The organism is Vibrio sp. 10N.247.311.14 (genome assembly GCF_041467715.1).
In the GTDB taxonomy this organism is placed as follows: Bacteria; Pseudomonadota; Gammaproteobacteria; order Enterobacterales; family Vibrionaceae; genus Vibrio; species Vibrio crassostreae_C.
Map to the genome: position 1 here is coordinate 1 of NZ_JBFSVE010000054.1, position 24,833 is coordinate 24,833.

General features: G+C 42.7%; 25 protein-coding genes. 7 read left to right on the forward strand and 18 right to left on the reverse strand.

What is annotated here, in order from left to right; all coding sequences use genetic code 11:
- Positions 1-111: 111 nt before the first annotated feature.
- The 10 genes from uspE to ccoN form a co-directional block, all read right to left on the reverse strand.
- A complete protein-coding gene (uspE, locus tag AB6F11_RS17590) occupies positions 112-1,062 on the reverse strand; it encodes a universal stress protein UspE (protein ID WP_017070547.1) in 951 nt (316 codons plus the stop codon).
- A 132-nt stretch (positions 1,063-1,194) separates the two neighbouring features.
- Complete coding sequence (locus AB6F11_RS17595; protein ID WP_017059637.1) at positions 1,195-1,941, reverse strand: FNR family transcription factor; 747 nt, start codon at positions 1,939-1,941, stop codon at positions 1,195-1,197.
- Positions 1,942-2,027: 86 nt separating this feature from the next.
- Positions 2,028-2,702, reverse strand: coding sequence for a sulfite exporter TauE/SafE family protein (locus AB6F11_RS17600; RefSeq protein ID WP_017059638.1), 675 nt, complete (start codon positions 2,700-2,702; stop codon positions 2,028-2,030).
- Entirely contained in the window at positions 2,692-2,928 is a 237-nt protein-coding gene (gene ccoS, locus AB6F11_RS17605) for a cbb3-type cytochrome oxidase assembly protein CcoS (RefSeq protein ID WP_017070549.1), read from the reverse strand. The genes AB6F11_RS17600 and ccoS overlap by 11 nt, the downstream gene beginning before the upstream one ends.
- Positions 2,928-5,300, reverse strand: a complete 2,373-nt coding sequence (locus AB6F11_RS17610; protein ID WP_029235846.1) for a heavy metal translocating P-type ATPase metal-binding domain-containing protein — start codon at positions 5,298-5,300, stop codon at positions 2,928-2,930. Before AB6F11_RS17610 ends, ccoS begins: the two co-directional genes overlap by 1 nt.
- Positions 5,301-5,305: 5 nt before the next feature.
- A complete protein-coding gene (locus AB6F11_RS17615) occupies positions 5,306-5,785 on the reverse strand; it encodes a FixH family protein (RefSeq protein ID WP_017059641.1) in 480 nt (159 codons plus the stop codon).
- A 108-nt stretch (positions 5,786-5,893) separates the two neighbouring features.
- Positions 5,894-6,868 (reverse strand): cytochrome-c oxidase, cbb3-type subunit III, encoded by a 975-nt coding sequence (gene ccoP / locus AB6F11_RS17620; RefSeq protein ID WP_017063857.1) that lies wholly within the window; start codon positions 6,866-6,868, stop codon positions 5,894-5,896.
- Complete coding sequence (locus AB6F11_RS17625; protein ID WP_004733679.1) at positions 6,868-7,041, reverse strand: CcoQ/FixQ family Cbb3-type cytochrome c oxidase assembly chaperone; 174 nt, start codon at positions 7,039-7,041, stop codon at positions 6,868-6,870. Before AB6F11_RS17625 ends, ccoP begins: the two co-directional genes overlap by 1 nt.
- Before the next feature lie 9 nt (positions 7,042-7,050).
- A complete protein-coding gene (ccoO, locus tag AB6F11_RS17630) occupies positions 7,051-7,671 on the reverse strand; it encodes a cytochrome-c oxidase, cbb3-type subunit II (protein WP_017059643.1) in 621 nt (206 codons plus the stop codon).
- Positions 7,672-7,682: 11 nt separating this feature from the next.
- Entirely contained in the window at positions 7,683-9,116 is a 1,434-nt protein-coding gene (gene ccoN, locus AB6F11_RS17635; protein ID WP_009846707.1) for a cytochrome-c oxidase, cbb3-type subunit I, read from the reverse strand.
- A 252-nt stretch (positions 9,117-9,368) separates the two neighbouring features.
- On the opposite strand from ccoN, the gene AB6F11_RS17640 reads away from it, so the two are divergent.
- The 5 genes from AB6F11_RS17640 (at position 9,369) to AB6F11_RS17660 (ending at position 15,218) form a co-directional block, all read left to right on the forward strand.
- Positions 9,369-9,734: a hypothetical protein gene (locus AB6F11_RS17640; RefSeq protein ID WP_017059645.1), complete on the forward strand. Its 366-nt coding sequence runs from the start codon at positions 9,369-9,371 to the stop codon at positions 9,732-9,734.
- A gap of 114 nt (positions 9,735-9,848) precedes the next feature.
- Positions 9,849-11,033: an FIST signal transduction protein gene (locus AB6F11_RS17645; protein WP_017063855.1), complete on the forward strand. Its 1,185-nt coding sequence runs from the start codon at positions 9,849-9,851 to the stop codon at positions 11,031-11,033.
- The gene (locus AB6F11_RS17650; RefSeq protein WP_102393740.1) at positions 11,033-12,754 is read left to right on the forward strand and encodes an ATP-binding protein; all 1,722 of its coding nucleotides are present in this window, start codon (positions 11,033-11,035) and stop codon (positions 12,752-12,754) included. Before AB6F11_RS17645 ends, AB6F11_RS17650 begins: the two co-directional genes overlap by 1 nt.
- A 938-nt stretch (positions 12,755-13,692) precedes the next feature.
- Positions 13,693-14,295: a porin family protein gene (locus AB6F11_RS17655; protein WP_017059668.1), complete on the forward strand. Its 603-nt coding sequence runs from the start codon at positions 13,693-13,695 to the stop codon at positions 14,293-14,295.
- 338 nt (positions 14,296-14,633) lie between these two features.
- Positions 14,634-15,218: a DUF2971 domain-containing protein gene (locus tag AB6F11_RS17660; protein ID WP_102393741.1), complete on the forward strand. Its 585-nt coding sequence runs from the start codon at positions 14,634-14,636 to the stop codon at positions 15,216-15,218.
- Between the two features lie 138 nt (positions 15,219-15,356).
- Here the strand turns inward: AB6F11_RS17660 and AB6F11_RS17665 are convergent, their stop codons facing one another.
- From AB6F11_RS17665 to matP, 4 genes are all read right to left on the reverse strand, one after another.
- Positions 15,357-16,577 (reverse strand): hypothetical protein, encoded by a 1,221-nt coding sequence (locus tag AB6F11_RS17665; RefSeq protein WP_017066879.1) that lies wholly within the window; start codon positions 16,575-16,577, stop codon positions 15,357-15,359.
- A 144-nt stretch (positions 16,578-16,721) separates the two neighbouring features.
- Entirely contained in the window at positions 16,722-17,033 is a 312-nt protein-coding gene (locus tag AB6F11_RS17670; protein ID WP_017059671.1) for a hypothetical protein, read from the reverse strand.
- 105 nt (positions 17,034-17,138) lie between these two features.
- Positions 17,139-17,447 carry a DUF3634 family protein gene (locus tag AB6F11_RS17675; RefSeq protein WP_017059672.1) on the reverse strand — a complete coding sequence of 103 codons (309 nt, stop codon included), beginning with the start codon at positions 17,445-17,447 and terminating at the stop codon, positions 17,139-17,141.
- Between the two features lie 23 nt (positions 17,448-17,470).
- Positions 17,471-17,926: a macrodomain Ter protein MatP gene (gene matP, locus AB6F11_RS17680; protein ID WP_010440786.1), complete on the reverse strand. Its 456-nt coding sequence runs from the start codon at positions 17,924-17,926 to the stop codon at positions 17,471-17,473.
- Between the two features lie 189 nt (positions 17,927-18,115).
- On the opposite strand from matP, the gene AB6F11_RS17685 reads away from it, so the two are divergent.
- Both AB6F11_RS17685 and fabA read left to right on the forward strand, forming a co-directional pair.
- Positions 18,116-19,768 (forward strand): Lon protease family protein, encoded by a 1,653-nt coding sequence (locus tag AB6F11_RS17685; protein ID WP_017066880.1) that lies wholly within the window; start codon positions 18,116-18,118, stop codon positions 19,766-19,768.
- 70 nt (positions 19,769-19,838) lie between these two features.
- A complete protein-coding gene (gene fabA / locus AB6F11_RS17690; RefSeq protein WP_017059675.1) occupies positions 19,839-20,354 on the forward strand; it encodes a bifunctional 3-hydroxydecanoyl-ACP dehydratase/trans-2-decenoyl-ACP isomerase in 516 nt (171 codons plus the stop codon).
- Positions 20,355-20,606: 252 nt separating this feature from the next.
- On the opposite strand, the gene rmf is transcribed toward fabA, so the two are convergent.
- The 4 genes from rmf to AB6F11_RS17710 form a co-directional block, all read right to left on the reverse strand.
- Positions 20,607-20,780 carry a ribosome modulation factor gene (rmf, locus tag AB6F11_RS17695; protein ID WP_017059676.1) on the reverse strand — a complete coding sequence of 58 codons (174 nt, stop codon included), beginning with the start codon at positions 20,778-20,780 and terminating at the stop codon, positions 20,607-20,609.
- A gap of 161 nt (positions 20,781-20,941) precedes the next feature.
- The gene (locus AB6F11_RS17700; protein ID WP_102321154.1) at positions 20,942-22,666 is read right to left on the reverse strand and encodes a DUF3466 family protein; all 1,725 of its coding nucleotides are present in this window, start codon (positions 22,664-22,666) and stop codon (positions 20,942-20,944) included.
- Between the two features lie 9 nt (positions 22,667-22,675).
- Positions 22,676-24,592 (reverse strand): ABC transporter ATP-binding protein, encoded by a 1,917-nt coding sequence (locus tag AB6F11_RS17705; RefSeq protein ID WP_102393743.1) that lies wholly within the window; start codon positions 24,590-24,592, stop codon positions 22,676-22,678.
- Complete coding sequence (locus AB6F11_RS17710) at positions 24,570-24,830, reverse strand: glutaredoxin family protein (RefSeq protein ID WP_019823251.1); 261 nt, start codon at positions 24,828-24,830, stop codon at positions 24,570-24,572. The genes AB6F11_RS17705 and AB6F11_RS17710 overlap by 23 nt, the downstream gene beginning before the upstream one ends.
- Positions 24,831-24,833: the final 3 nt, after the last annotated feature.

A 24,833-nucleotide genomic window follows, 5' to 3' on the forward strand; every position in this document is an offset into this window, starting at 1 on the left:
CTGAGCCCGTAGAGGACTTTCACCTCCTAGATCAACGCCATGCTCGGCGCACAACAAAAACGCCTCAAGCAATGCTTGAGGCGTTTTTTTATAAGTTAAACTATCCCTGACCTAACCTTTCGAAAGGTTAGGGTCTAGTGGGCTGACGTAACCAGACGGTTTAAGAGCCAACACATCACAGTTAATCTTATCGATAACATGTTCCGCGGTATTACCAATAAACACGGCAGACAAGCCAGTACGACCCGTTGTACCCAGAATCACCATCGCAGCGTTATTTTCAGAAGCGACGCGAGGAATAACATCTTCTGGCAAGCCTTGTTCAACCACAGTTTGTTCTTCACACATACCGTGCTTCTGGCGCAATGCTTTCATTGCCGTTAAGTGATGGCCACGAACCGCATCGGTATAAGACGTTGGGTCAAACTCTGGCAGTTCAATGGTGATATTCGCAGGTGTCACTGGGTAGGCATTCACCAAGAAAGGTTCAGCATCCAAACGACCGGTGATCTCTAGTAATCTGTCGACCATCGTATCGTTAAGCTCTAAATGAGCTTCTGTTTCAGAACCAACATGAACTGAAGCAAAAATCTTCGCGTGATCTGGCCAGAAATCGTTTTTAACCAATAGCACTGGGCTAGGGCACTTTCTCAATAAGTGCCAATCGGTTGGAGTGAAGATGACAGATTCCAAGGTATCGTGCTTACGCGTGCCTTTGATTAAGATGTCGTGCTCGCCGCTGTAAACCTCAGCAATGATCGCTTCGTACGGGCGGTTATGCCAAACCACTTGTACATTAAATTCAATAGAATCATCTAGGTAAGGTTCTGCGACTTTATTCATCCAAATTTCGCGTTGGTGAATTACGCCTTTGCGCATTGCGTCTCTTTCATCGATAGAGAGCATAGATGTCATTTCATACGAGAAGTCGTATATCGACAAAAAGAAAGTGATGTGGCTTGTTGAGGTGCTTTTCTTAGCAAGTTGGATAGCACGAACTAGAGCAGGTTGCTCATCGTGATTAATGTCTGCGACAACTAAAATTTTGTTATAGATACTCATAACTAAGCCTACTTTTCAGACCGAACATATAAATAATGTAGCGTAGTTATGGAGAGATTAAGAGAAATATAAGAGGTTTTAAGAGAGAAACATGATGTAGCTCATTATTGAACTACATCATTGATATCTAGACTATTCTTTTGAAACGCCAGCAAGTTCCATCAACGCATCGTGATCTTCGATAGTGATATATTTGCCTTTAACGCTCAAGATGTCTGCTTTTTGGAAGCGACCTAGAAGACGGCTGATTGTTTCAACAGTCAAACCAAGGTAGTTACCAATATCGCCACGAGTCATCGTTAGGCGGAACTCACGCGGGCTGAAGCCACGTTGAGAGAAGCGAGTCGAAAGGTTGTAAAGGAATGCAGCAAGACGCTCTTCCGCGTTCTTCTTAGAAAGAAGCAGAATCATTTCTTGGTCACCTTTAATCTCGTTACTCATCAGGCGCATAATTTGCTGACGCAATTTAGGCATTTTTCCTGATAGGTCATCAAGAATCTCATATGGGATTTCACATACCATAGAAGTTTCTAGCGCTTGTGCAAAACTAGGGTGTTGGTCACCAGTAATCGCATCGAAGCCAACAAGATCGCCCGCTAGGTGGAATGCAGTAATCTGCTCATCACCTTGCTCGGTAATCGTGTAGCTCTTGATCGTTCCAGAGCGAATAGCATATAGAGATTTAAGCTCGTCACCGGCTTTAAATAACTCTTGGCCTTTTTGAATAGGCTTTTTTCTCTCAATGATCTGATCAAGTTGATCGAGTTCAGATTCATTCAAAGTAAACGGAATACAGAGCTGGCTAATACTACAATCCTGGCAATGGATCGCACAGCCACCAGACTGAACACGTTTCGTCACAGGCTTTTCAGAAATCATAACAATCTTTCACTATTTGATATACGTCAATATTTTAGCATTCCTTTATCCAGTTGGGTAGTAAAAAAACCGGATTTAAAGATTACCTATACGGTATAAATAATGAGCTGCAATGCCATATATCCGGTATAGAAACCGTAAAGGAGGATTAAAATTGCGCCTAATTGGCGAAATAAGTCAGCTTGTTGCAGTTTTTTGAGGAAATTAGCGCCCATGCCTACTGTGAGCATTGCTGGAAGCGTACCTAAACCGAAAGCAAGCATGATACCGGCACCGTTGTACCAACTTCCTGATACGGCCGCCCACGTAAGCATTGAGTAAACTAAGCCACATGGTAGCCAACCCCAAATAAAGCCAAACGGCAAAGCATGGCTAGGGTGCTTCAAGGGTAGAAATGATTTACCTAAAGGAGAGATATAGCGCCATAGTTTCTGCCCGACTTTTTCAAAGAACAACAAGCCGAACCACCATTTACCGATATACAAACCTAAGACGATCATAAAGCCAGCTGCAAATAATCGCAGCCAACCTAGCAGAGCGTTAAAATCGCTTAGCTGACCTATCGAAGAGATTGCACCGCCAATCACACCACCAATCACGGCATAACTTAGCAAGCGCCCTAGGTTATAAAGTAGGGGAATAACAGGGGAAGGTTTACTGTTGCCAATCGAAAGAAGCGACGCAATACCACCACACATTCCCATGCAGTGACCTGCGCCGATCAATCCAACAACAAAGGCTCCGATCCAATCAGGCGTCATCGTTCTTTTTGTCTACGTTAGTTTGGCTCTCGCCGTTAGCTTTCTCATTCTTGACAGGTTTGCTATCAGAATGGTTGTGAGCCTTTTCGTCTTCATCAAACAGAATGTTGTGACCTTGACGTTCTAGGTCTTCAAACTGTTCGCTCTTCACCGCCCATAGAAAAATACCAACAGCGATGCACACCAGAACAATCGCAATGGGGATCAGAATGTATAAACTTTCCATTATTTACCTTGCTCTTTTAAAAGCCTTAACGAGTTAGACACAACAATAATAGAGCTGGCAGACATGCCCACAACGGCAATGTATGGAGCAACCAAACCCGCAACGGCCAATGGAAGGATGAGTAGGTTGTATCCCAATGACCATGCTAGGTTTTCACGAATTATCTTACGCGTTTTTAACGCCAAAGTACGCGACTTAAGTAATCTATCAAGCTTATCACCCAACAACACCATATCCGCAGAAGCTTTCGCCACGTCTGTACCGCCGCCCATAGCGACAGAAAGGTGGGCACCTGCAAGAATAGGGGCATCGTTAATGCCATCGCCAACCATCATGGTAATGTCACTTGCATCTCGAGAGTTCAGGTAAGCAAGTTTATCTTCAGGTTTCGCGTTAGCAACAATATCAGTAATACCAATCTCTTCAGCAACAGGCTTCGCGTTAATCAAAGAATCGCCAGTAAGCAGAGTTGTTTTGATGCCCGCTTCTTTAAATTGCTTAATAAACTCGATGCTTTCTTTACGGATTGGATCTTCATAAGTAAATGTAGCGATATGACGACCCGCCATCGACAAGTAAATGCCGTTGCTTTCCGATGGTTGAGCTTCACCTAGAATGAATTCACTACTACCAATCGCAACTTCTTGGCCATTCCACTCACCAGTGATACCTGAACCAATCACGTTATTAACTGACTCTACTTCGATCTCATCAGAAAGATGAGTCTTGAACGCTTTAGCGATAGGGTGGTTAGCGTGTTGTTCCAGGCTCGCCGCTACTTTGAGACAAGTGTCTTTATCAAGTTCAGCGAAGGTTTCAACTTGGCTGATACGAATATCACCCTCAGTCAATGTACCTGTTTTATCGATGATCAAGTGATTCACTTTGCACAAGGTTTCGAATACGTGGCCTTTGCGCAGCAAAATACCGAAGTTACCCATGCGAGACGTTGAACAAGTAATCGCCGTCGGTGTTGCCAGTGACAGAGCACAAGGACACGTTGCTACCAATACCGAAAGCATGATCCAGAAAGCGTCTTCTGGTCGTGTTTGGTGCCAGTAAAACCAAGTACCGAATGAGATGATTAAGATCACCGCAACAAAGTATCGAGCCACAACATCAGCAATTTCTGCAATGCGGGGTTTAGACAATTGCGCTTCGTCTTGCAGGCGAACGATATTGGAAATAACCGAATCCGCTTTTGACGTCATTACTTCCAATTCAAATGATTCATCACCATTCAATGTACCAGCAAAGACGGTATCGCCTTCGTTTTTGACCACATGGATAGATTCGCCAGTCAGCATCGATTCATCGATATGAACTCTGCCAGACAATACTTTGCCATCGGCAGGAATGTGCTCACCCGGTAGAACGCGAATTTGGTCGCCAACTTTTAAGGTTTTGACTGGAACTTGTTCGCCATCTAACGTTGTTGCCATAGCAGGAACGAGCTTAAGCAGGTTACCACTAGCAGCGGCGGCTTTACGACGAGCGCGCATTTCAAGGAAACGACCAAGCAGTAGGAAGAAGGTAAACATCGAGATAGATTCGAAGAATACTTCACCTTTCTCTGTCACCGTTGCGACCAAACTTGCAACGTAGGCAAACAAAAGAGCGATCGACACAGGTACATCCATACCCAATGTTCGACCTTTGAGGCTACGCCACGCGTTGATATAGAAAGGCAATGCAGAGTAGAGCAGAACCGGTGTTGCAAAGATTAAGCTCACCCAACGGAAGTAGCTTTTGAATTCGGGCTCAAGGTTACCGAAGACTTCAAGATACAACGCCACAGCCAGCATCATGACCTGCATGGTTGCTAAACCAGCAATACCAAGACGATAGAGATAATTCTTCATCGATCGATGATAGGCGGCTTCTTGTTGATCAGCCTCAAAAGGTGCGGCTTTGTAGCCTAAGGTATGGATTGCAGACAACAGCTCGCTCAGTTTCGTCTGAGTGTTGTCCCAACTGAGCAGGGCGCGGTTAGTCGTGGTATTAACACGAATACTAACAACCCCTAACTTTGAAGAGACTTGCTTTTCAATAAGCCAAGCACAAGCAGCACAAGAGACACCTTCTAGTGACAATGTCACTTCAGAGGTGTTTTCAGAGTTACGGACGAACTCCAATTGAACATCTTCGTTGTCGTAATGACTGAGTGCCAGAAGCTGCTCTGGCACGAGATCCGCTTTTTCAGCTGGAGCGGTACGATATTGGTAGTAAGAGACCAGACCGCTATCAACGATTGTCTGGGCTACGGTTTCGCAACCCGGACAACACATAGGTCGCACCGATCCTAAGATTTCTACTTTAAAATCCGTTTCCGCTGGTACATCTTCACCGCAGTGATAACAGGATTCACACATAAGATTTAGTTCGTTAGTTGAGTAGGAGTATCAATAGGGAAGTTCATGCGACCTTGCACTAACCATTCAGAATCATGCGGAGAAAGCTCGATAAACCATGGACCTTGCATTTCATGATCCAGAGTCAACGTGTAGTTGCCTCTCGCATCAGCGGTCAGTAGCTGAGTAAAATCACGGTCAGGCAACGTTCGGTGCACGAACATTGCGCTAATAGCAGGGAAGTGGTCTAGTTTGCCTTTGTCGAGAGTAATGATAACTGAGTTACCTTTCTCGCTAACTGAAGCTGATAAGCCAAGCTCTTTAGCAACATTTACTTTCGAAATGTCGACATTAATACCTTTACCTTTTTTATAGTAATCTTCAGTGACAACGTTAACTGAATGGTTGGTAAGTATCGCGACTCGAACCAATGTTAGCATAGAAACGCCAACGGTTAGGAAGATCAAAAACCACGGCCAAAACTGCTTATACCAAGGTTGTTCCATATTATTATTCTCAATATATACAATGAAATAAAACTAATTTTTACAAACACTTAAGGTTATAACTGTAAAAGAAAGACAGCCCCTTAAGAAGGGGCTGTTATTATTATGTTACTCTTTATCTGAGTTGCTGAGGCTCCAGACGTAGGCAGAGACGAGCTGAACCTTATCCTCACCGAGGATGTCCTTCCAAGCCGGCATTACACCAGAACGTCCGTACATGACTGTTTCCGTCACATCAGCGCGAGAATCGCCGAATAGCCAGTCGCGGTCAGTCAGGTCAGGGGCGCCAACAGCAGGGTTACCCTTACCATCAGTACCGTGACACGCTGCACACACTACAAAGCGAGCTTTACCAGCCTCTGCTTCACGTGCGTTTACGCTACGACCAGAAAGGCTAAGCGTGTAGCTAACTACTTCTTTTACGCCTTCTTCGCCAAGAGCGTCTTTCCAACCTGGCATTTGACCGACACGACCATGCATGATGGTAGTAACGATAGCTTGTGGTTCACCACCATATAACCATGCGTCATCAGTTAGGTTCGGGAAACCTTTCTGACCACGTGCATCAGAGCCGTGACACTGAGAACAGTTTTGTAGGAACAAACGTTGGCCCACTTTGATTGCATCAGCATCTGATGCAATGTCAGGGACGGAACGTAGACCATTTTCGTCGTGAGCTAGCTTTCTGAATGCTTCACCAAAGTAGGTGTCTGCATCATCAAGCTCTTTCGCGTATGCGTCTAACTGTTTGTTTGCTTGCGCAGCAGCGATTGCAGAGCGAGACTCTTCTACGCTACGAACTGTTTGGTTTGAACTCGTCCAACCTAGTAGACCTTTAAAGTTGCCAAGGCCTGGGTATAGAGCTAGATAAACAGCTGCAAACACAATTGTGCTAACGAAAAGGTATGTCCACCATTTAGGTAGCGGGTTATTAAGCTCACGAATACCATCGTATTCATGGCCCATATCCTGACCTTCTTCTACACCTGTTTTATCGTTGGAACACCAACGAAGTAAGGCTGCACAGCCAATCAATGTACCGATTGTGATTACTGTTACCCAAATACTCCAGAATGTACTCATTACTTCGTCACTCCTTGATTTTTATCTTTCGCAGGTGCTTCATCAGCGAACACTAGGTTTGCATCTTCGTCGAAGCGCGACTTACGATTTTTACCGAAAGCCCACCAAACGATGCCGATGAAACAAGCAAAAACAGTAACAGTCCAAACACTTTGAAATGTAATAATGTCCATAATTATTCCTTATTTCATTGCGTGGCCAAGCGATTGAAGGTAAGCGATGATTGCATCCATCTCTGTTTTTCCTTCAACATCTTGTTTAGCGTTAGCAATTTGTTCGTCTGTGTAAGGAACACCAAATTGATTACGGAAGATTTCAAGCTTCTGTTTAGTCAATTTGCCATCAAGTACATTCTCAGCAAGCCATGGGAAACCAGGCATGTTTGATTCAGGAACAAGTTCGCGAGGGTCGATAAGGTGAACGCGGTGCCACTCATCAGAGTAACGATCACCAACACGCGCTAAATCAGGACCAGTACGCTTAGAACCCCATAGGAATGGGTGTTCCCAAACGCTTTCGCCAGCTACAGAGTAGTGACCGTAACGTTCAGTTTCAGAGCGGAAAGGACGAATCATTTGGCTGTGACATACGTTACAACCTTCGCGAATGTAGATATCACGACCTTCCATTTCCAGAGCAGAGTAAACACGTAGATTTTCTACAGGTTCAGTAGTCTGCTTTTGGAAAATAAGTGGGGTAATTTCTACTAAAGCACCAAAACTGATAGCAATAACGATAAGAATCGCTAGTAGGCCAACATTCTTCTCTACCAACTCATGGCGATTATTTGAATTTGAGCTCATTCTAAATCTCCTTAAGCCGGTTGAGGGATAGCTTTAAGGCTATCTTTAGGTGCAGAAACAGTTTTGTACGTGTTGTATGCCATTAAGAACATACCAGATAGGAAGATGAAACCACCTAAGAAACGTACAAAGTAGAACGGGTAAGACGCTTCTACAGATTCAACGAAGCTGTAAGTTAATGTACCGTCAGAGTTAACTGCACGCCACATCAGACCTTGCATCACGCCAGAGATCCACATTGCTACAATGTAGAAAACCGTACCAATCGTTGCTAACCAGAAGTGAACATTGATTAGGGATACAGAGTACATACGCTCTTGACCAAATAGTTTAGGAACTAAGTGGTAAACCGAACCGATAGAAACCATTGCAACCCAACCTAACGCACCAGAGTGAACGTGACCGATAGTCCAGTCCGTGTAGTGAGATAGTGCGTTAACCGTTTTGATTGCCATCATTGGGCCTTCGAAAGTCGACATGCCGTAGAATGATAGAGAAACGATTAGGAAACGTAGGATTGGGTCGTAGCGAAGCTTATGCCACGCACCAGATAGAGTCATAATACCGTTGATCATGCCACCCCAAGATGGAGCAAACAGAACCAAAGACATAACCATACCTAGAGATTGAGTCCAGTCAGGAAGTGCAGTGTAGTGTAGGTGGTGAGGACCAGCCCAGATATACAGAGACACGAGAGCCCAGAAGTGAACAATCGACAAACGGTAAGAGTAAACAGGGCGACCAGCTTGTTTAGGAACGAAGTAGTACATCATGCCTAGGAAACCAGCTGTCAATAGGAAGCCTACCGCATTGTGTCCGTACCACCATTGCACCATTGCATCGATCGCTCCGGAATAAATCGAGTACGATTTAAACGCAGAGACAGGAACAGCTAGGCTGTTAACGATGTGCAACACGGCAACCGTGATAATGAAGGCTCCGAAGAACCAGTTTGCTACGTAAATGTGCGATGTCTTACGTTTAATCATGGTTCCGAAGAACACGACCGCATAAGCTACCCACACAAGAGTAATAGCAATATCGATTGGCCATTCAAGTTCTGCGTATTCTTTACCAGAGGTTAAACCTAACGGTAAAGTAATTGCAGCGGACAGGATAATCGCTTGCCAACCCCAAAAGGTAAAGGCTACGAGAGGGCCACCAAAGAGACGCGTCTGACAGGTACGTTGTACAACATAATATGATGTTGCAAACAGCGCACTTGTACCGAACGCAAAAATAACCGCATTAGTATGCAGGGGACGTAAACGACTGTACGTCAACCACGGCGTATCAAAGTTTAGCTGTGGCCAAACTAATTGAGCGGCAATCAAAACACCAACGCCCATACCGACAATACCCCACAAAATTGTAACTAGGGTAAATTGACGGACGACCGTATAGTTGTAGTTTTGTTCAAGCTGCTTTTCTTGGCTCATTTGCATGCTTCCAATTTCTTATTTACTACACTTTACTTCCAACACGACTCACGTCGTAATGCCACCCAAATTAGAAAAGGAAATTCAGCCTATTCAGGGCTTTATTTCCACTTGCTGATTTTAAAAAAAAGTGGCATTTTCAACGCGACACTATACTTGAATTAACAAATCAATGACAGAGTAGTAACCTTACGCTTGGTCTGGAATTGGATTTTTATTTAAAAACTTTGAACTTTGTAACAAGGAGTAAAGATTATAATGGCGGCACAAAAGCTAACAAAAGGCAGGCTTGTTCAAATTATCGTCATGTTGGTTATTTTAATAGCTGCATTTACTTGGAGAACAGTAACATACGATAATAACGAAACAGTAAACTGTATAGTTTCAAAACCTTGTAAATTTGGTATTGATAATCATAATGTTTCAGTTTCAAGCAATAACCTAGGGTATTCGATCGAAACATCTAAAACTGGCAAATTTATCATTAGCTATAATGAAAGCGGAATTCTGGAAGAAAAAGGACCATCAAATTGGCTGTTACAAACTAGTGATAAGACCTCCTCAATAACGGTTACATTTCCACAACAGGTGAGCACGTTTTCTGTAAACCTTTCTAAGGAGTAACAGAGAGAAACTGGGGCACACCTCGGTTCTTTTGATAGAAACATGTACCAAATCAGTGAAACACAATGCATTAAAGTGTTATAAAGAGAGCATTAATAAAGTTACCCAGAATCTATGAAATTTCTATCAAAAGTCTCTTACTCCCTAGACGATAAAATCGCAGTAGATGAGTTGCTCAGCGGGGTGGAAAACCCTGACGATATTGCTTGTCTTATTTGCTACTGCACAGAAGAGTATTCGACACTCGCTGTGCAGAGATATTTCGTAGATGCTCTCCCGAACACTCCCATACATGGCTGTACTACTTGTCACGGCATTATGACCGAAACTGGTTTTCATTCTGGTCCAGTCATTGGCGTCCTCATTATTCATGACTCGGGGATCAACGCCTATGGTACGGGAATCGAACATTTCAGCGACTCCATAGACCGCAGTACCTTCAGCGCGATAGACAAAGCACTCAAGAACGCCAACCGAGAAGGTGAAATTCCTGATCTTATCTTGCTGCATTCCACACCGGGTAACGAAGAAAAGGTGATGGCGGCTATCGATAAGAAATTTGGTACTGAAGTGCCAATTATTGGTGGCAGTGCTGCAGACAACCAGGTTTCCGGAAATTGGAGTATCTTCACCGAAGAGTCGCTGTCTATAAATGGTGTGTCTTTAACGGTAGTGTTTGCGTCTCAGTCCATCTATTCCTCTTTCAGCGCGGGTCATACGCCTACGCGGTATTCAGGCACCGTGACCAAAGTAAGAAACCGAATTTTGTTGGAGATAGACCACAGGCCAGCCGTCACCGTTTACAACGAATGGACTAATTTCCACTTAGATGGCAGTGATGATGGCTACATATTCGAAAAGTCGTCAGTCTACCCATTAGGCAGGAAAGTCGGCTCTTCTTACGATTACCCATATTTCAAATTGTCTCATTCGATCAGAGAGACGGAGTGTAATGGGATTGAGCTGTTCACAGACATCAGTGAAGGCGACACCATCTACCTGATGCAAGGGTCTAAGCAGCAGTTGATTAGCCGCGCCGCGAATATCATTCACTCCTCATACTACAACGACATGGATCTTGAAGAGAAACTAGGGGCGATCAATATCTTTTGTGCAGGCCCAATGTTGAACCTTAAACAAGATATGGATGAGGTGTGTGACCAAATAAATCAAGCACTTAATGGGCTCCCATACATATGTCCATTTACGTTTGGTGAACAAGGCAGGCTCTCTGGTGGCGAGAATGCACACGGGAATTTAATGGTATCGTCTGCAACGTTTTATAGGTTGAAAAAGTAATGGGTTCTGAAGGTCAAGAAGCGCTGCAAGAAGCACGTATTGAACTGCAAAAACTAAAAGCCCGTGAGCGAAAGCTGGCTGAAGAGAACAGGGTGATCTTATCAACCATCTCTGCGATCAGTAAGGCAAGTAACATATCTGAGATATTCTCCAGTCTCGAGTTCGTGCTCAAAAAATACATTAAGTTTGATGACTTTATCGTGGTATCAAGGGTAGGGAACGAAGGCAGTTTCAAAACCCTGCTAAGCAATAACAAAGTCTTCGAACAGATGAATTGGAGTGATTGTGGCAAGTTATCTCGAGTGATCAATGGAGAATGCGCCATCCTTTTTGAACCCAAGTCTCTGGGTGAATTCAATTCCTTACATCCCATTATCCTCGATCAAATCAACTCTGTTCTAATTACTGGTATCGATAGCGGACTAACACAATCCGTCATCATCTTTATCCACTCGAATACCAAGCACTTTAGTATTGAAACTAAGGCCACACTAAACCGTTTTCGACCGTTGATAGAGCGTGCTGTTTTCGATATTGAGAACAAAGAAAAGCTTGAAGCAACCGTTCGAGAACGTACCGCAGAGCTTGTCACAGCAAGAAAAGACGCAGAAAGAGCCAACAAGGCCAAGTCTGAATTCCTCGCGATGATGAGTCATGAATTAAGAACACCGCTAAATGCCATAATTGGCCTAATAGACACCCTAAAATCCACATCATTGAACGAAGAACAACAGTCTATACTGCTTAATATGAGCACATCATCTGAGCTATTGCTGGCAATTATCAGTGACGTATTGGATTTTTCTAAGATTGAATCTGGGTGTTTCTCGTTGGCTCCTCAATGGAGCAACGTAAGAGACACTGTAACTTTTGTATTATCTGAACAAAAGAAGACAGCAGACGATAAAGGTTTGCCGCTAACAGTAACTAGCGATACCCCTGAAGGTGAACTTCATTACATCGACCCAAGTCGCTTGGCACAGATCCTATTTAATTTGATCGGTAACGCGATTAAGTTCACTGAGCGTGGGCATGTCCATGTTTCTATAAAGTACCAGCAGAGCTCTTTCTATATAACGGTGGAAGACACAGGGATTGGCATTAGCTCGCAACAACTTTCGTCGCTGTTCAGTCCATTTGTGCAAGCTGATAGCACAATCACACGTAGATTTGGTGGCACAGGTTTAGGCTTGGCCATCACTAAAAGACTGGTTGAACTGATGCGCGGGCGCATATCGGTAAAGAGTGAGCCTGGAAAAGGCTCCAAATTCGAAGTACAGTTGCCAGTGCTTACTAGAGTTACGAATAATCTGGCTAACAAAGAAGACGAATCTTCACGAGAGTTAAGAAGCCGTTATTCAGTGTTAGTTGTCGAAGACAATCCAACGAATCAAATGGTGATAAAGTTAATCCTTACAAGACAAGGCCACGAGGTTTTCATCGCAAGTAATGGTGAAGAAGCGATTGGCTTTATTGAAAGAGGCAACGAATCAATAGACATTATCTTAATGGATGTGTCGATGCCGGTCATGGATGGATTAACCACAACCAAATACATGAGAGACGCAAACATCAAAACACCAATCGTTGCGCTAACAGCACACACATCAGTAGAAGACAAATGTTCGTGCTTAGATGTCGGCATGAATGATTTCGTGACCAAGCCAGTAAGAACTAAAGAGATCACAGAAGCAATTGATCGATTAATGCTTGAAGTCTAATAAACGTATTCTTAATCGAAGATTAGGAAATATGTTTATTAGGTATTTTATGGTAAATAGCCTTACTGTTAAATAGAACATCGATTTGGTAGATAAACAAGAGGCAGGGCATCGCACAAAGATACCTGCCTTATAAATACCAAACACCATTTAACATAATATACATAATACGTACCAAAAAGGAGATTGAAATCTGAGAGGTTTCAGGGCCTGTTACTCGCGTAATTTTACGTACAGCGCCGCATGAATCTATCTATTTAATTACTGGCTGGCTTTGACTCCGCGTTAATTGGATTAAATCGTGATGGCTTTATCACATGTCTGCTCAAACTTAATTAAGACTTCTAATTACGGATGCCTCTCCAAAGTTAGTCCAGAGTCTCTGCTGGTTGAGTGTTAAAAGCTATTACCCTGATTTTGCTTACCAAAAGAACCTAGATGATTAACGCTTCCACTAACTCTCGGTCTATTGTCCGTACTACCAATAAACTGAAAAGACTTGGTTACTCTTGTTCGCTAGATTTAACGGTCCCAAAAGACCAAGCGAACTCCCGAATCATCTAGTCTTGTTTACCTATGTTGGCTTGTTCTTCACCAAATTGAATCAACTATCAACGTCATCAGTAACATCCGTACTCGTTTTTCAAACCACTAACTTTGAATTTTCTGATGCCCAACGGTCATTGTTACCAAACTGCGTTGCCATCCAAAACGAACTTCTATAAACGACTTGGCTAATCGTAAGTTACAGTGCAACATAAATTCTATTAACCTCTGTCTGGACTATATTAACTTGTCTCATAACTGCGATAATGACACTTCTATTACCAACAAGTCTTTAAAATCAGATCTTTAGGCTAGTTCTCAATTAGTTAGAGTATCTTTTGTTTGTTAACATATTCTGGAACAGAATAACTTATTATCTTAGAAGGCTTTACATGAAAATCAGTACAATCGCCCTATCGCTATTCACCGCTTTTTTTGGCATCAGCTCGCAGGCGCTTGCTAGTGAAAACGAAAACTCACCTAGAGAGCATGGTCATTTTTATGCTGGTGTTGATATCGGCTTTTATAATGAAACTGAATTAGAATATCGTGGCAGCGCCATTGAAGATTCATCTGATCTATCAGACTTTAGCTATAACTTGGTTGGAGGCTACGAATTCAATACACATGATGTCGTCAAACTGGGGCTAGAAGCCGAGTACCGAAAAATCGGAAAAGTTAGCTATAACGACTTAATGGATATTGAAGGCCATGCTTTCTTCGTAAACATTAAACCAAAGTTTATTGTTGAAGGTGACGTATTAGATCTGTATGTATCTTTATTAGCCGGTGTTGGCTCTATGGATATGGAAGCGAAAGCTTTTGGAGTATCAGACTCTAAGTCTGAAGCAGCCTACCAAGTTGGTGCTGAGCTTGGTGCGATGGTAACAGACAACATCGATATCCATATTGGTTACCGCTATGCAAACGTTGAAATTGAATCCATCGATGTGTCACCTCAAACCGCTTACCTAGGTGCAAGGTACCACTTCTAAACTTGATTCACTCGTAGGCTCAATACTACTAAAGCCGTCCTTTTAAAGCTCGGCTTTAATTTTGATCACCTATTTCCCTACTCGACCTCTACTTTGACAAGACAATTCAACCATAAATAAAGTTACGTTGTATCTTCTGTAAAAAGTTACAACTTGAAAGCTTTGCCCTAACGCAAAATAAACCACTTTAACAGGCTACTATTTCGTGTTTAAATTTTTATCTATCAAACAGTTATACGAATAAATTTGGTGATTAAGCAATCAAATGCTATGCATTCAATCCTTAAAAGTAAATTAAAGTGTTAACATCAGGCAATTTTGTAAACTAGGTGTTTGATATGTTGCCTAAACTTTATAAGTTCAGATCACTCCACGACAGAAACATACAATCTATTTCCGAGTGTTCGTTGTGGTTTGATTACGCTAAAACTTTTAATAACCCTTTTGAATCTAACCACGCATTCAACAAAGAGCTTCAACAAAACTTTAAGATCATGTGTTTCTCTCAGTCGAACGACCACCCAATACTATGGTCGCAGTATGGTGACAACTTTAAAGGCATGTGTATCGAGTATGATCTCAACTGCTATAACGGTGAGGCCAATCTCAACTGTTTTGAAGTCCAGTATGAAGACGAACCGAATATGTTCCGCCCGGCATCGCTAAGAGGTTTACAAACATCAAGACTGGGAGCTGAGATATTCAAAATTAAGCATTCTAATTGGCGTTATGAAAAGGAATACCGCTGGGTATTACCTGATGACGAGATGATCGGAAATAAACTCTACCTTAATAGAGAGTGCCTAAGCTCGGTGATTCTGTCAGAGCACGCTCCTGCCGACAGGAAATTGAAAGTTCTGATGACTTGCCAGCGCCTTGGTATCCCTGTTAAACACGCAATAGCAAAGCAAGACACGCAATAGCAAAGCAAGAGTCGTTTACCTTCGAAGTGGTCAGTTAAGTAGAGTGTTATCCTACTGTTTAGCGCCAAAACAAGACATTCACATAAAGTTACAGCGCAACAAAAAAGAGAGCGACATTAATGAGACTCTCTCTTTTTATTACATGTTCACCGTAAGCTTTCCCAATCCTTTATCTTGCATCTGCTCAATCGTCGCGATAGACATTTGAACAGTTGAAAACCAATAAGGTCGGTGCTTAACGTTAAATAGTTCACTATTATCTAACGCCTCGAAAACAGAATATTTTCTACCTTGAGCCAAAGCTGCACCATAAACCGTTCGCTCAAGTACTGGAATGTCATTCACTTCCTCTAGAAGTGCCCTCTTGATGAACTGATTTCCAGGGCTCCAATCTATAAATTCAACGAGGTTTTTTAGTAGCTTAAGCTCTAGCTGCTCGACCATTGATTCAAGAAACTGTGTGTTTGGCATCACCTCAGTACAAGCATAATATTCGTCATGCTTGTCACTTGCTTCACGATAACCAAGCATCGTTTTTACCAATGCGTCTTCAAACGTTGAAGAAAAGTGGTTACAAATTAAAAACAAAGGCAGAACTCTCAACACACCAAGTAAAATGCCTACGTTAGGATCTTTAACCGACGTTTCTTGAAGTCGAATTCGAGTCGCATTTGACGTCACGACCAAGTGTTGCCAAACCTTAGGTGTGATGTGTTTAATGTTGCCATCATTCCACTTAATCAGCTGTTGACTCATTAACAATGGGAACAATAAACGACAATTTTCTATTCCTATTTGTCGTGCTGCAACTTTTGGATCGAGAATTACCTTAGATTTCTTTCCATATTTATCTGCAAACTCTTGATTGGAAACAAACTCGATTAAACTTGAGCTCAATGGCCTACTTTTCGCGGATATTTCATGGAGTTTGGAAAAGTTTAAAGATGGCGAATACGCAACACTAGCGAACTGATTGTAATCGGGTAAGTCTGAAAACAACGAACTTATTAAGGTACCTTGAAGCTTCTCAAGCATTAGCGCAGAAGCGGCATTGCTGACATCATCGATAACGTATCGTAAGGTTTGTTGCTTCGCGTCGACTTTTTCACGATGAGCATTGACTCTATCCTGCTCGCAGCGCAATAAAATACGTTGATTGTGAGATATGCGGTCAGATTCATCAAATATGACACTATCACAATACCTATTTTCCAAACTTAGTAACGTGTCTACTGTAGATTGTGCGAGCTTATATTCAGGTGAGATTAACCATCGATTAAAGCGAGCTTCAACATTGATTGAGACCTTCCTTGAGATCTCAACTACTTCAGGGGTATAACTTTTATTTGCTAACAACAACCGTGACTTTCCTTTGCCGTAAATGCTCTTGTATCGGCATATCCTGCCTTTATAACAAAACTAATATTAATAGAAATTAGAGATTGGTTCACGAAATTGTTTCAATAAAATTAAGGATATTTAGTTATAGTGCGTTGAGAGTGGCTAGTGTGTGATATGTAGCCGGATATACTTTTCTGGAAAGCTGTATTTGAACCTTTTCTTCGTCGGTAGGTGTTTTTTCGCCTGCTTGCAAACTTTACTATCTCCAGACGTTCTCACCTTTTTGATTCTTGCATAACCTTTAGAGTGCTTCATCTCAATCATCAGATCGCAATAACCCTCGAAATCAACATTACTCTTGTTGAGCCCTTTCATGACGGTGACTTTTATCTTTTTAGCTACAGGATTAACCAATGCATCGTCGGGAAAAGCGACTGGGGATAAAAAACATAATAGTAATACTAGATATCTCATACTGCTCTCTCTTTGTTGAGGGTGAGAACAGTATGCGGAGATTTAAGAGAAATGAAGGATTAACTTAGTATGAGGATTGACCAGCTAACGCGTAACTCTCAACGATTACGCTTTCTTTGAGCCTTTAGACTTAAAACCATTATGCGGGAACACGTTACGAATACGTTGCTGTACGTTTTTAGGAACATCTTTAGTGAACTTGAGATTGTAACCAGAACGTTTTGCATACACTTTTAGCTCGCCTTTAAAGGTATTGTTATGACCAATCTCTTGAAGGTTGTGTTTAAAGCTCGGTGGAAGATGCCCTTTAACTTGTTCGATCGCCCCGTCGCTAAATTTAATTTTCAATACCGGTCGATCGACTGCTACTAACCAAAAAACTAATACCGCACCGATTAAGATTACGTACATCATAATGTCACCACTACTGTTGATGGTTATTTATCGTCAGAAAGGAGCTTGCTTAAGTCTTCTTTGAGGCTAGTCACCGTCTTGCTGGCCTGCTCACTACGAGACGCTTCGCTAACCAAATACTCGATGGCATCTGAGAGCGTACAACCTAGCTCGTTCGCACGTTGAGATAGCTTTTCCCATACACGGTAATCAAGGTCGATTGATTTCTTCTTTGTATGAACTTGTTCAGCATTGAAGTGGCGTTTTCGCTTAGCTCTGATCGCTTGTTTAAGCTTGTTATCGAGCTCAGGAGACATGTTGTTAGAGATCCACTCAAGAACACCCGTAGGCTGGTGTTCCAGCTTCAATAAGGCTTGAACAGCAACGTCAGCTTCACTTGAATCAATATGGCAAGTAATCGATTCACCTTCTTTCCACTTTTTGACCAGATAGTTCCATTTCCAACCACATTCCAAGTTTTCAAGTTGCTGATATTTCATGTCTAATCTCGAGAGTTAATCCTAGTGACAGCGTAACCCAGAATAGGTTATTTCACAATTATTGTCTTGAAAGAATAGACCAAGATCATACTTATATTAGCTTAGTGATTAGTAACTACCACATAGAGCTACAAGCGAGATCGGTTTTTCTATATACTCCCTACCTCATTATCATAATCAGAAACTTAAATGACTCAAGTAGATTGGCGACATGTTACGCCTCAGTACGACGAATATAGCGCTCAATTAGAGCAATTCCCTGACATCTCGCCTTTCCCGTTTTCAGATATTCAACATAGATTCAAAGATGCGCTAACCCGCTTTGTTCGCTTGTCTAACCTTTCGCGCGTTTTACTGGTAAATGCTCCGGACAATTCAATCTATCGTCAAATGATTGTTGAATCTCTAGTCACTGCTTTAGATGATCACACTCTGCCGGTTATCAAAACTGAGTCTTTAAATGCTGCCTCTCTATTTGACCAAGTTCAATCGAAAGACGGTAAGGTTATTGCGACAAAACCTGGCCTACTGGCTAGAGCAAACAACGGTTATCTGATCGTTTCAGCAAACCTGATCTTGGCAAACCCAGGAAGCTGGTTACTGCTTAAATCTGCGCTGCTTGGTGAAGCTGTAGAGCCTATCAGCAGTAACCCTGAACACTTGAATCAGTCGCCAACCTTACCTCTTACTTACAATATTAAGTTAATTGTAGTTGGAGACAGAGCTCAACTAGGTGACCTTGATTACCTAGACAGCGATATTCAAACCGGTTTTTGCCTATTCAGCGAAATTGAACAGGACATTAAGCTCTCAGAAGACACTCTGACTCAATATCTTGGTTACCTTAAGTGGCTTCAACAACGCTATGAATTACCAAACATCACGCAACAAGCGTTGACTGGCATTCTTACTGCCGGAGCAAGAGAAACCGAAGATCAAAGCTATATCCCACTGTGCCCTATTTGGCACAACGCGTTATTGAACGAAGCTTTGATTGAAGCCGACAATGGTGAGATTGATATTCACCATATCCAGCAAGCTCAACAGCACAAATACAACCGTGAATCTTATCTACCAGAACGCGCCCTTGATGATATTCGTGATGGCCAAGTCATTATCGAAACTGAAGGTGAACAAGTTGGTCAAGTTAATGGATTGACGGTCATCGATGTACCGGGACACCCAATATCGTATGGTGAACCTGCACGAATTTCCTGTGTTATTCACTTTGGTGATGGTGATATTGCCGATGTTGAGCGCAAAGCCGAGCTGGGTGGTAATCTTCATGCTAAAGGCATGATGATCATGCAAGCATTTGTGAGCAGCGCACTAAACCTTGAAGATCCATTACCATACGCAGCTTCCGTAGTATTTGAGCAGTCTTACTGCGAAGTAGATGGCGATAGTGCTTCTCTTGCGGAGTTGTGTTCTCTGGTTAGTGCTTTGTCTGAATACCCTATCAATCAACAAATTGCGGTTACAGGTGCAGTTGACCAATTTGGACGTGTGCAAGCTGTTGGCGGGCTAAACGAGAAAATCGAAGGCTTCTACCATGTGTGTAAGCACAACGGCTTAACAGGCGAACAAGGTGTGATCCTTCCAAGATCGAACTTAAGGCATCTTGCACTAAAGCCTGACCTTATTGAAAGCATTAAGAATGAAGAATTCCATATTTGGTCTGTGTCTAATGTAGACGAAGCAATTCCTCTCATTATGAACAAACCATTTAGAGACGATGAACAAGAAAGCGTTCTGAGTAAAATCGCGGAACGTATTGAAAACTTTGAAAGACATGAGCACCCTATTGGAATCGTTGGACGCATTAAAAACTGGTTTGTCTAGTACTGATCGGACTTGTTTAGCGTACACCTGTTCACTAATATGCACCTATCAAAAATCGGAGTAATTGATAATGCAAAACAAACGTGATTCTTACACTCGCGAAGAGCTTCTAGCATCAAGCCAAGGCGAACTATGGCCACAAGGCCCTCAACTACCAGCACCGAACATGCTAATGATGGATCGCATCACTAAGATGTCTGAAACTGAAGGTGATTACGGTAAAGGTTTAGTTCTTGCTGAGCTGGATATTACTCCTGACCTATGGTTCTTCGATTGTCACTTCCCAGGTGACCCTGTAATGCCTGGTTGTCTAGGCCTTGACGCAATGTGGCAGCTGGTTGGTTTCTACCTTGGTTGGGTTGGCGGCGAAGGTAAAGGTCGTGCTCTAGGGGTTGGCGAAGTGAAATTCACTGGTCAAATTCTGCCTACAGCGAAAAAAGTAACTTACGAGATCCACATGAAGCGTGTTGTTAACCGTCGTCTAGTTATGGGCCTTGCGGATGGTCGCGTACTTGTTGATGGTAAAGAGATCTACGTTGCTAAAGATTTGAAAGTTGGCCTTTTCCAAGATACGTCAGCATTCTAATCTAATAGTTAGATTTTTAGTAAAGCAGCCCATGGCTGCTTTATTTTCGTTCCAACAAATTTAGTTATAGTGCATTAAAGTATCCCGTATTAAGCTTGAAACAGGATAAATCCACCAGCGATACGCTTATGATAGCGAAACTAGAATGCTACATAGCTCTGGGAGTCTTTGTGTTGTTCTGAAACTAACAAGGCTCCAACCGGCGTAATCAACAGACAATGGAGCCCTGACCTTGAATTCTTTACGCCCTATCTACTTATAGAGACCTGATTGCTTGTCATCTTTGGCGTCACGCCATCCACCTAACCAATAAGACCGAGAATCCATTTGGCTATATGGGCAAGCTTCTTGCGACCGTCCATTTAAACCAGCCTTGTAGCCTTGAGATTGTGCTCGTTCTAGTCGATCACGCTTTTGTCTCTTCATAGTGCAGTCCTCATACGGGTGTTCCATTTACTAACATACAATGATTACAACTTTACGGAGTTTTTGTGACTCCAACTTTAAGAATCGGTCAAATTTTCACTTTTCTCAAGGCGAAAAAAAGCCCGAGTTCAGAATTGTGAACTCGGGCTCAGGAGATAAAATTATTTAAATTTTCTGCGGAACCCTAATAGACCAAGCACAGTCAAAGTTAACCAACCTAGGCTACCACCTTGGCGCTCAACTTTCTCGGTGTCGGTGCTACGAGTTACTACGCTATCAATGTCAGAGCCAGTGTCATACCTTGCTCCCTTGATTGGGATAAGCTTAACAGCTACAACCTTTTCGACTGCGTTAGATGAGGCACCACCACAGTATGAGTTGTGTGATGTTGTGTCATAAGGCTTATCATTACCGTCGACTGTACATTTGATAGCCGTTGCTGAAATCACGCCAGCATCATTGATATCCGTCGCATCAATGATTCTAAATTGGTTATTGTGACTAGACGCATCACCATCATTTGTTAAGTCATCTAACCACCATGCTTTACCACCAAAAATATCAACACGGCGTTCATCAGTTGAAGACGGGAGATCGTAAGGGTAAATAAAGCCTCTGTGTCTTCTTTCGCTGCCATCGACTTCACGCGTCGTTTCCGCATCGATCTGGCCAACAAGTTCATTGTAATTATTTACCGCTTTAGCTTCACCGCTTGAGCCACTGAAGAAGATACCGCCAGACAAATACGTTGCTGTTGGGTTTTTAGCATCCGTTACAATAAAAGGCTTATTACCGGCACTACCATTTTCAGGAACATAACCGTTACGTTTTGAATATCCAACTGCAAACAAGTTGTCGTTAATATCGGTTGCTACTGAGTTACTGTATCTAGCATCATCGTTAGATGAACCAGACTTAACCTCTGCACCGCTAATAACTTTCGTTGACCAAGAGCCTGAAATGTCTAATGAATCACTAACAAAAACACTTGCGTTCATGTCTTGAAGGTCGCCATTCCCATCTACAGTGTTGTAACCGACACCATAAAAGATCGAACTCGACTCAACAATTGAACGCATACTGCCTTGAGCAAAATAATCGCCTTGTTGGGCATTACCACTTCTGACCCAATCAATTTCTTTTGTTGTTGTGCCACCCCAAATTGCCGCTTTAGAAGCAAACGCCTTATCTGGTTCAGAAGTGTCAGTCGGATCAAACTCTTCAGAGATACTACCTACATTGTAAACGGTACCGTTGCTTGCCGTTATCGCTTTCCAAGCACGAGTTTCTGAAGCTCCAGTTGGCGCCGCTGTCGTCGTAAACAATGCATTATTGCGAATATCATCTTTGGATTTGATCCCCACAGGTTGGGCATTCTCATCTAAAGAATTGATTACCGTATTGCGAGTTTCAAAAGTATCCCCACCTTCAACAAACGCTTTCGCATTTACGTGAGTAAGGTCATTTCTTTCCTTACTCCAAGTGTCATTCCAACGGTTTTCAGCCCAACTTTCACATGTAGAATATCTCAGCTCTCGATAACAATAGTTTTCGAAATCATCACGCTCTTGAATGTACTGAAATGGTGCATCCATTGCGAATGGTACTTCTTCACGATAACTTACCGCTTCAAGCGTATCGCGAGTCTCACCAGCAAGTTTAAATGCACTATCGGTACAGTTGGTTGCAGCTGAATCGAAGCAACCTAACGCAAGCTCATTCGTTCCGTCTGTCGCAACACCAGGTTGAATCGCCACACCATAGATTTCAGAGGCACCTGTAATTGAAGGAGTGACTTCAACGACCTTGTAAAGCGCAGCATTGGCATTAGTTGCAGCTAAAACTAATGCTGCAACTGTAGTTAATTTAAATTTAGTACAAGTCATTATTACTTCTTAACTTTCCTGTTGTAGTGCCTCGAGCTCTTCCCAGCGCTCAAATGCAACTTCAAGCTCCTGCTCTGTCGCAGTTAGCTTATCTAAAACTGGCTGTGTCTGCTCTACAGATTTCGAAAAGAAGCTTGGATCATTAACTTCTTCCTGAAGAGCTTCAATTTGTGTTTCCAATTCTTCTAAACGTTGTGGTAACGCTTCTAGCTCTCGTTGTAGCTTATACGATAACTTCTTAGGTTTAGCTTTAACTGGTGCAGTTTTGGGAGTTTCCTCAACTACTTTCGCTGGCTTTGATGGCTTTTCAACCTGTCGGTACTCTAATGCTTGCTTTCTTTGCTGCTGAGCATCGTGGTAACCACCAACAAATTCTTCAATAACGCCATTACCCTCAAAGATCCAACTTGTCATCACTGTGTTATCAACAAACTGACGATCGTGACTCACTAAAAGCAGCGTACCCTGATAGTTGGCAAGCAAATCTTCTAAAAGTTCCAAAGTTTCGATATCTAGATCGTTGGTTGGCTCATCGAGAATCAACAAGTTGTTCGACTTAAGGAAAATACGCGCCAATAACAGACGGTTTTTCTCACCACCAGATAGTGCTTTAACAGGAGTGCGAGCACGTTTTGGAGAGAATAAGAAATCTTGTAAGTAGCTTAGAGCATGACGCTCACGGCCACCTACGGTCACTTCTTGCTTACCATCCGCGAGGTTATCAATTACAGACTTCTCAGGGTCTAGAATTTCGCGGTATTGGTCAAAGTAAGCGACTTCAAGCTTAGTGCCACAATGCAAACGACCTGAATCAGGCTTAAGCTGGTCAAGAAGCAGCTTAAGTACCGTACTCTTACCACAACCGTTAGGACCAATCAGAGCGATACGATCGCCACGCATGATGTTGAAGCTGAAGTCCTTAACAATTTCTTTGCCTTCAAAGCCAAAGTTAAGATTCTCAGCTTCAAATACAATCTTGCCTGAACGCTGGCCATCGTCGATTTGGATAATCGCTTTGCCCTGCACTTCACGACGGTTCAAACGTTCTTCACGTAGCTTCTTAAGCGCACGAACACGGCCTTCGTTACGAGTACGACGAGCTTTGATGCCCTGACGAATCCAAACTTCCTCTTGAGCAAGCTTCTTATCGAATTCAGCGTTTTGCATTTCTTCAACACGAAGCGCCTCTTCTTTCTCAACAAGGTAATTTTCGTAATCGCCCGGGAAAGAGCTCAATTTACCGCGATCAAGATCGACAATACGTGTTGCCATCGATTTAATGAACGCACGGTCATGCGAGATAAAGATGATTGAACCGCGGAAGTCTTTCAGGAAGCCCTCTAACCATTCAATGGTTGCAACATCCAAGTGGTTAGTCGGTTCGTCGAGTAGAAGCACGTCAGGGTCACATACAAGCGCACGAGCAAGTGCCGCTTTACGTTGCCAACCACCAGACAAATCTGTCAGTTTGGTTTCAGCAGTCAGCTTAAGTGCTGCCAATACGTTACTTACACGATCTTCAAAACGCCATGCATTAGCATGATCCAGTTGTTCTTGAACGCGAGTAAGGCGGTTTAGATTCTTTTCACTTGGGTCTGTCGCGATGAGATCCAGAAGATCATGATAGATCTTCAGCTGTTCGCCGATTTCAGCAAGGCCACCAGCAACATAGTCATAAACTGTACCTTGTTCATTACGCGGTGGATCTTGTTCTAGACGAGACACAACCACATCTTGCGTGATTTGCATCTTACCGTCGTCCATGATGATGTTTCCAGATAGGATTTTCATCAATGTCGACTTACCAGCGCCATTGCGCCCTACTAAACATACACGTTCGTTTTCTTGCAGCACGAAGTCCGCACGATCTAATAATGGGTGATCACCAAACGCTAATTGCCCATTATGAATTGTAAGTAATGCCATTCTTCTTTAACCAATCATTAAGTTCTAACAAGCCAAATGGCCAGTTAAGCTCTGAGCTTTGAGAAAGGTCAGAGCTTTCAAATTTGAGCACCGGAATAGTGACCCCGTAACGGGAAAAGAGCTCATCATCAAATGCAATGTCAACAACGTTGACGTGATGGCTAATGTTTAACTGTTCCGTGAGTTGGAATGCCATCTCACATAGATGGCACCCTTCTGTACTGTAGAGAGTCAGCACTAT

What these genes read in the sequence shown, in the direction of transcription:
- matP (WP_010440786.1), bottom strand. Translation starts at nt 17,926, where the DNA reads ATGAAATATCAGCAACTTGAAAACTTGGAATGTGGTTGGAAATGGAAC.
- rmf (WP_017059676.1), bottom strand. Translation starts at nt 20,780, where the DNA reads ATGAAGAGACAAAAGCGTGATCGACTAGAACGAGCACAATCTCAAGGC.
- AB6F11_RS17600 (WP_017059638.1), bottom strand. Translation starts at nt 2,702, where the DNA reads ATGACGCCTGATTGGATCGGAGCCTTTGTTGTTGGATTGATCGGCGCA.
- AB6F11_RS17670 (WP_017059671.1), bottom strand. Translation starts at nt 17,033, where the DNA reads ATGAGATATCTAGTATTACTATTATGTTTTTTATCCCCAGTCGCTTTT.
- AB6F11_RS17700 (WP_102321154.1), bottom strand. Translation starts at nt 22,666, where the DNA reads ATGACTTGTACTAAATTTAAATTAACTACAGTTGCAGCATTAGTTTTA.
- AB6F11_RS17645 (WP_017063855.1), top strand. Translation starts at nt 9,849, where the DNA reads ATGAAATTTCTATCAAAAGTCTCTTACTCCCTAGACGATAAAATCGCA.
- AB6F11_RS17685 (WP_017066880.1), top strand. Translation starts at nt 18,116, where the DNA reads ATGACTCAAGTAGATTGGCGACATGTTACGCCTCAGTACGACGAATAT.
- AB6F11_RS17615 (WP_017059641.1), bottom strand. Translation starts at nt 5,785, where the DNA reads ATGGAACAACCTTGGTATAAGCAGTTTTGGCCGTGGTTTTTGATCTTC.
- AB6F11_RS17650 (WP_102393740.1), top strand. Translation starts at nt 11,033, where the DNA reads ATGGGTTCTGAAGGTCAAGAAGCGCTGCAAGAAGCACGTATTGAACTG.
- fabA (WP_017059675.1), top strand. Translation starts at nt 19,839, where the DNA reads ATGCAAAACAAACGTGATTCTTACACTCGCGAAGAGCTTCTAGCATCA.
- ccoS (WP_017070549.1), bottom strand. Translation starts at nt 2,928, where the DNA reads ATGGAAAGTTTATACATTCTGATCCCCATTGCGATTGTTCTGGTGTGC.
- AB6F11_RS17625 (WP_004733679.1), bottom strand. Translation starts at nt 7,041, where the DNA reads ATGGACATTATTACATTTCAAAGTGTTTGGACTGTTACTGTTTTTGCT.
- AB6F11_RS17655 (WP_017059668.1), top strand. Translation starts at nt 13,693, where the DNA reads ATGAAAATCAGTACAATCGCCCTATCGCTATTCACCGCTTTTTTTGGC.
- AB6F11_RS17595 (WP_017059637.1), bottom strand. Translation starts at nt 1,941, where the DNA reads ATGATTTCTGAAAAGCCTGTGACGAAACGTGTTCAGTCTGGTGGCTGT.
- ccoO (WP_017059643.1), bottom strand. Translation starts at nt 7,671, where the DNA reads ATGAGCTCAAATTCAAATAATCGCCATGAGTTGGTAGAGAAGAATGTT.
- uspE (WP_017070547.1), bottom strand. Translation starts at nt 1,062, where the DNA reads ATGAGTATCTATAACAAAATTTTAGTTGTCGCAGACATTAATCACGAT.
- AB6F11_RS17675 (WP_017059672.1), bottom strand. Translation starts at nt 17,447, where the DNA reads ATGATGTACGTAATCTTAATCGGTGCGGTATTAGTTTTTTGGTTAGTA.
- AB6F11_RS17640 (WP_017059645.1), top strand. Translation starts at nt 9,369, where the DNA reads ATGGCGGCACAAAAGCTAACAAAAGGCAGGCTTGTTCAAATTATCGTC.
- AB6F11_RS17610 (WP_029235846.1), bottom strand. Translation starts at nt 5,300, where the DNA reads ATGTGTGAATCCTGTTATCACTGCGGTGAAGATGTACCAGCGGAAACG.
- AB6F11_RS17705 (WP_102393743.1), bottom strand. Translation starts at nt 24,592, where the DNA reads ATGGCATTACTTACAATTCATAATGGGCAATTAGCGTTTGGTGATCAC.
- ccoP (WP_017063857.1), bottom strand. Translation starts at nt 6,868, where the DNA reads ATGAGTACATTCTGGAGTATTTGGGTAACAGTAATCACAATCGGTACA.
- ccoN (WP_009846707.1), bottom strand. Translation starts at nt 9,116, where the DNA reads ATGCAAATGAGCCAAGAAAAGCAGCTTGAACAAAACTACAACTATACG.
- AB6F11_RS17660 (WP_102393741.1), top strand. Translation starts at nt 14,634, where the DNA reads ATGTTGCCTAAACTTTATAAGTTCAGATCACTCCACGACAGAAACATA.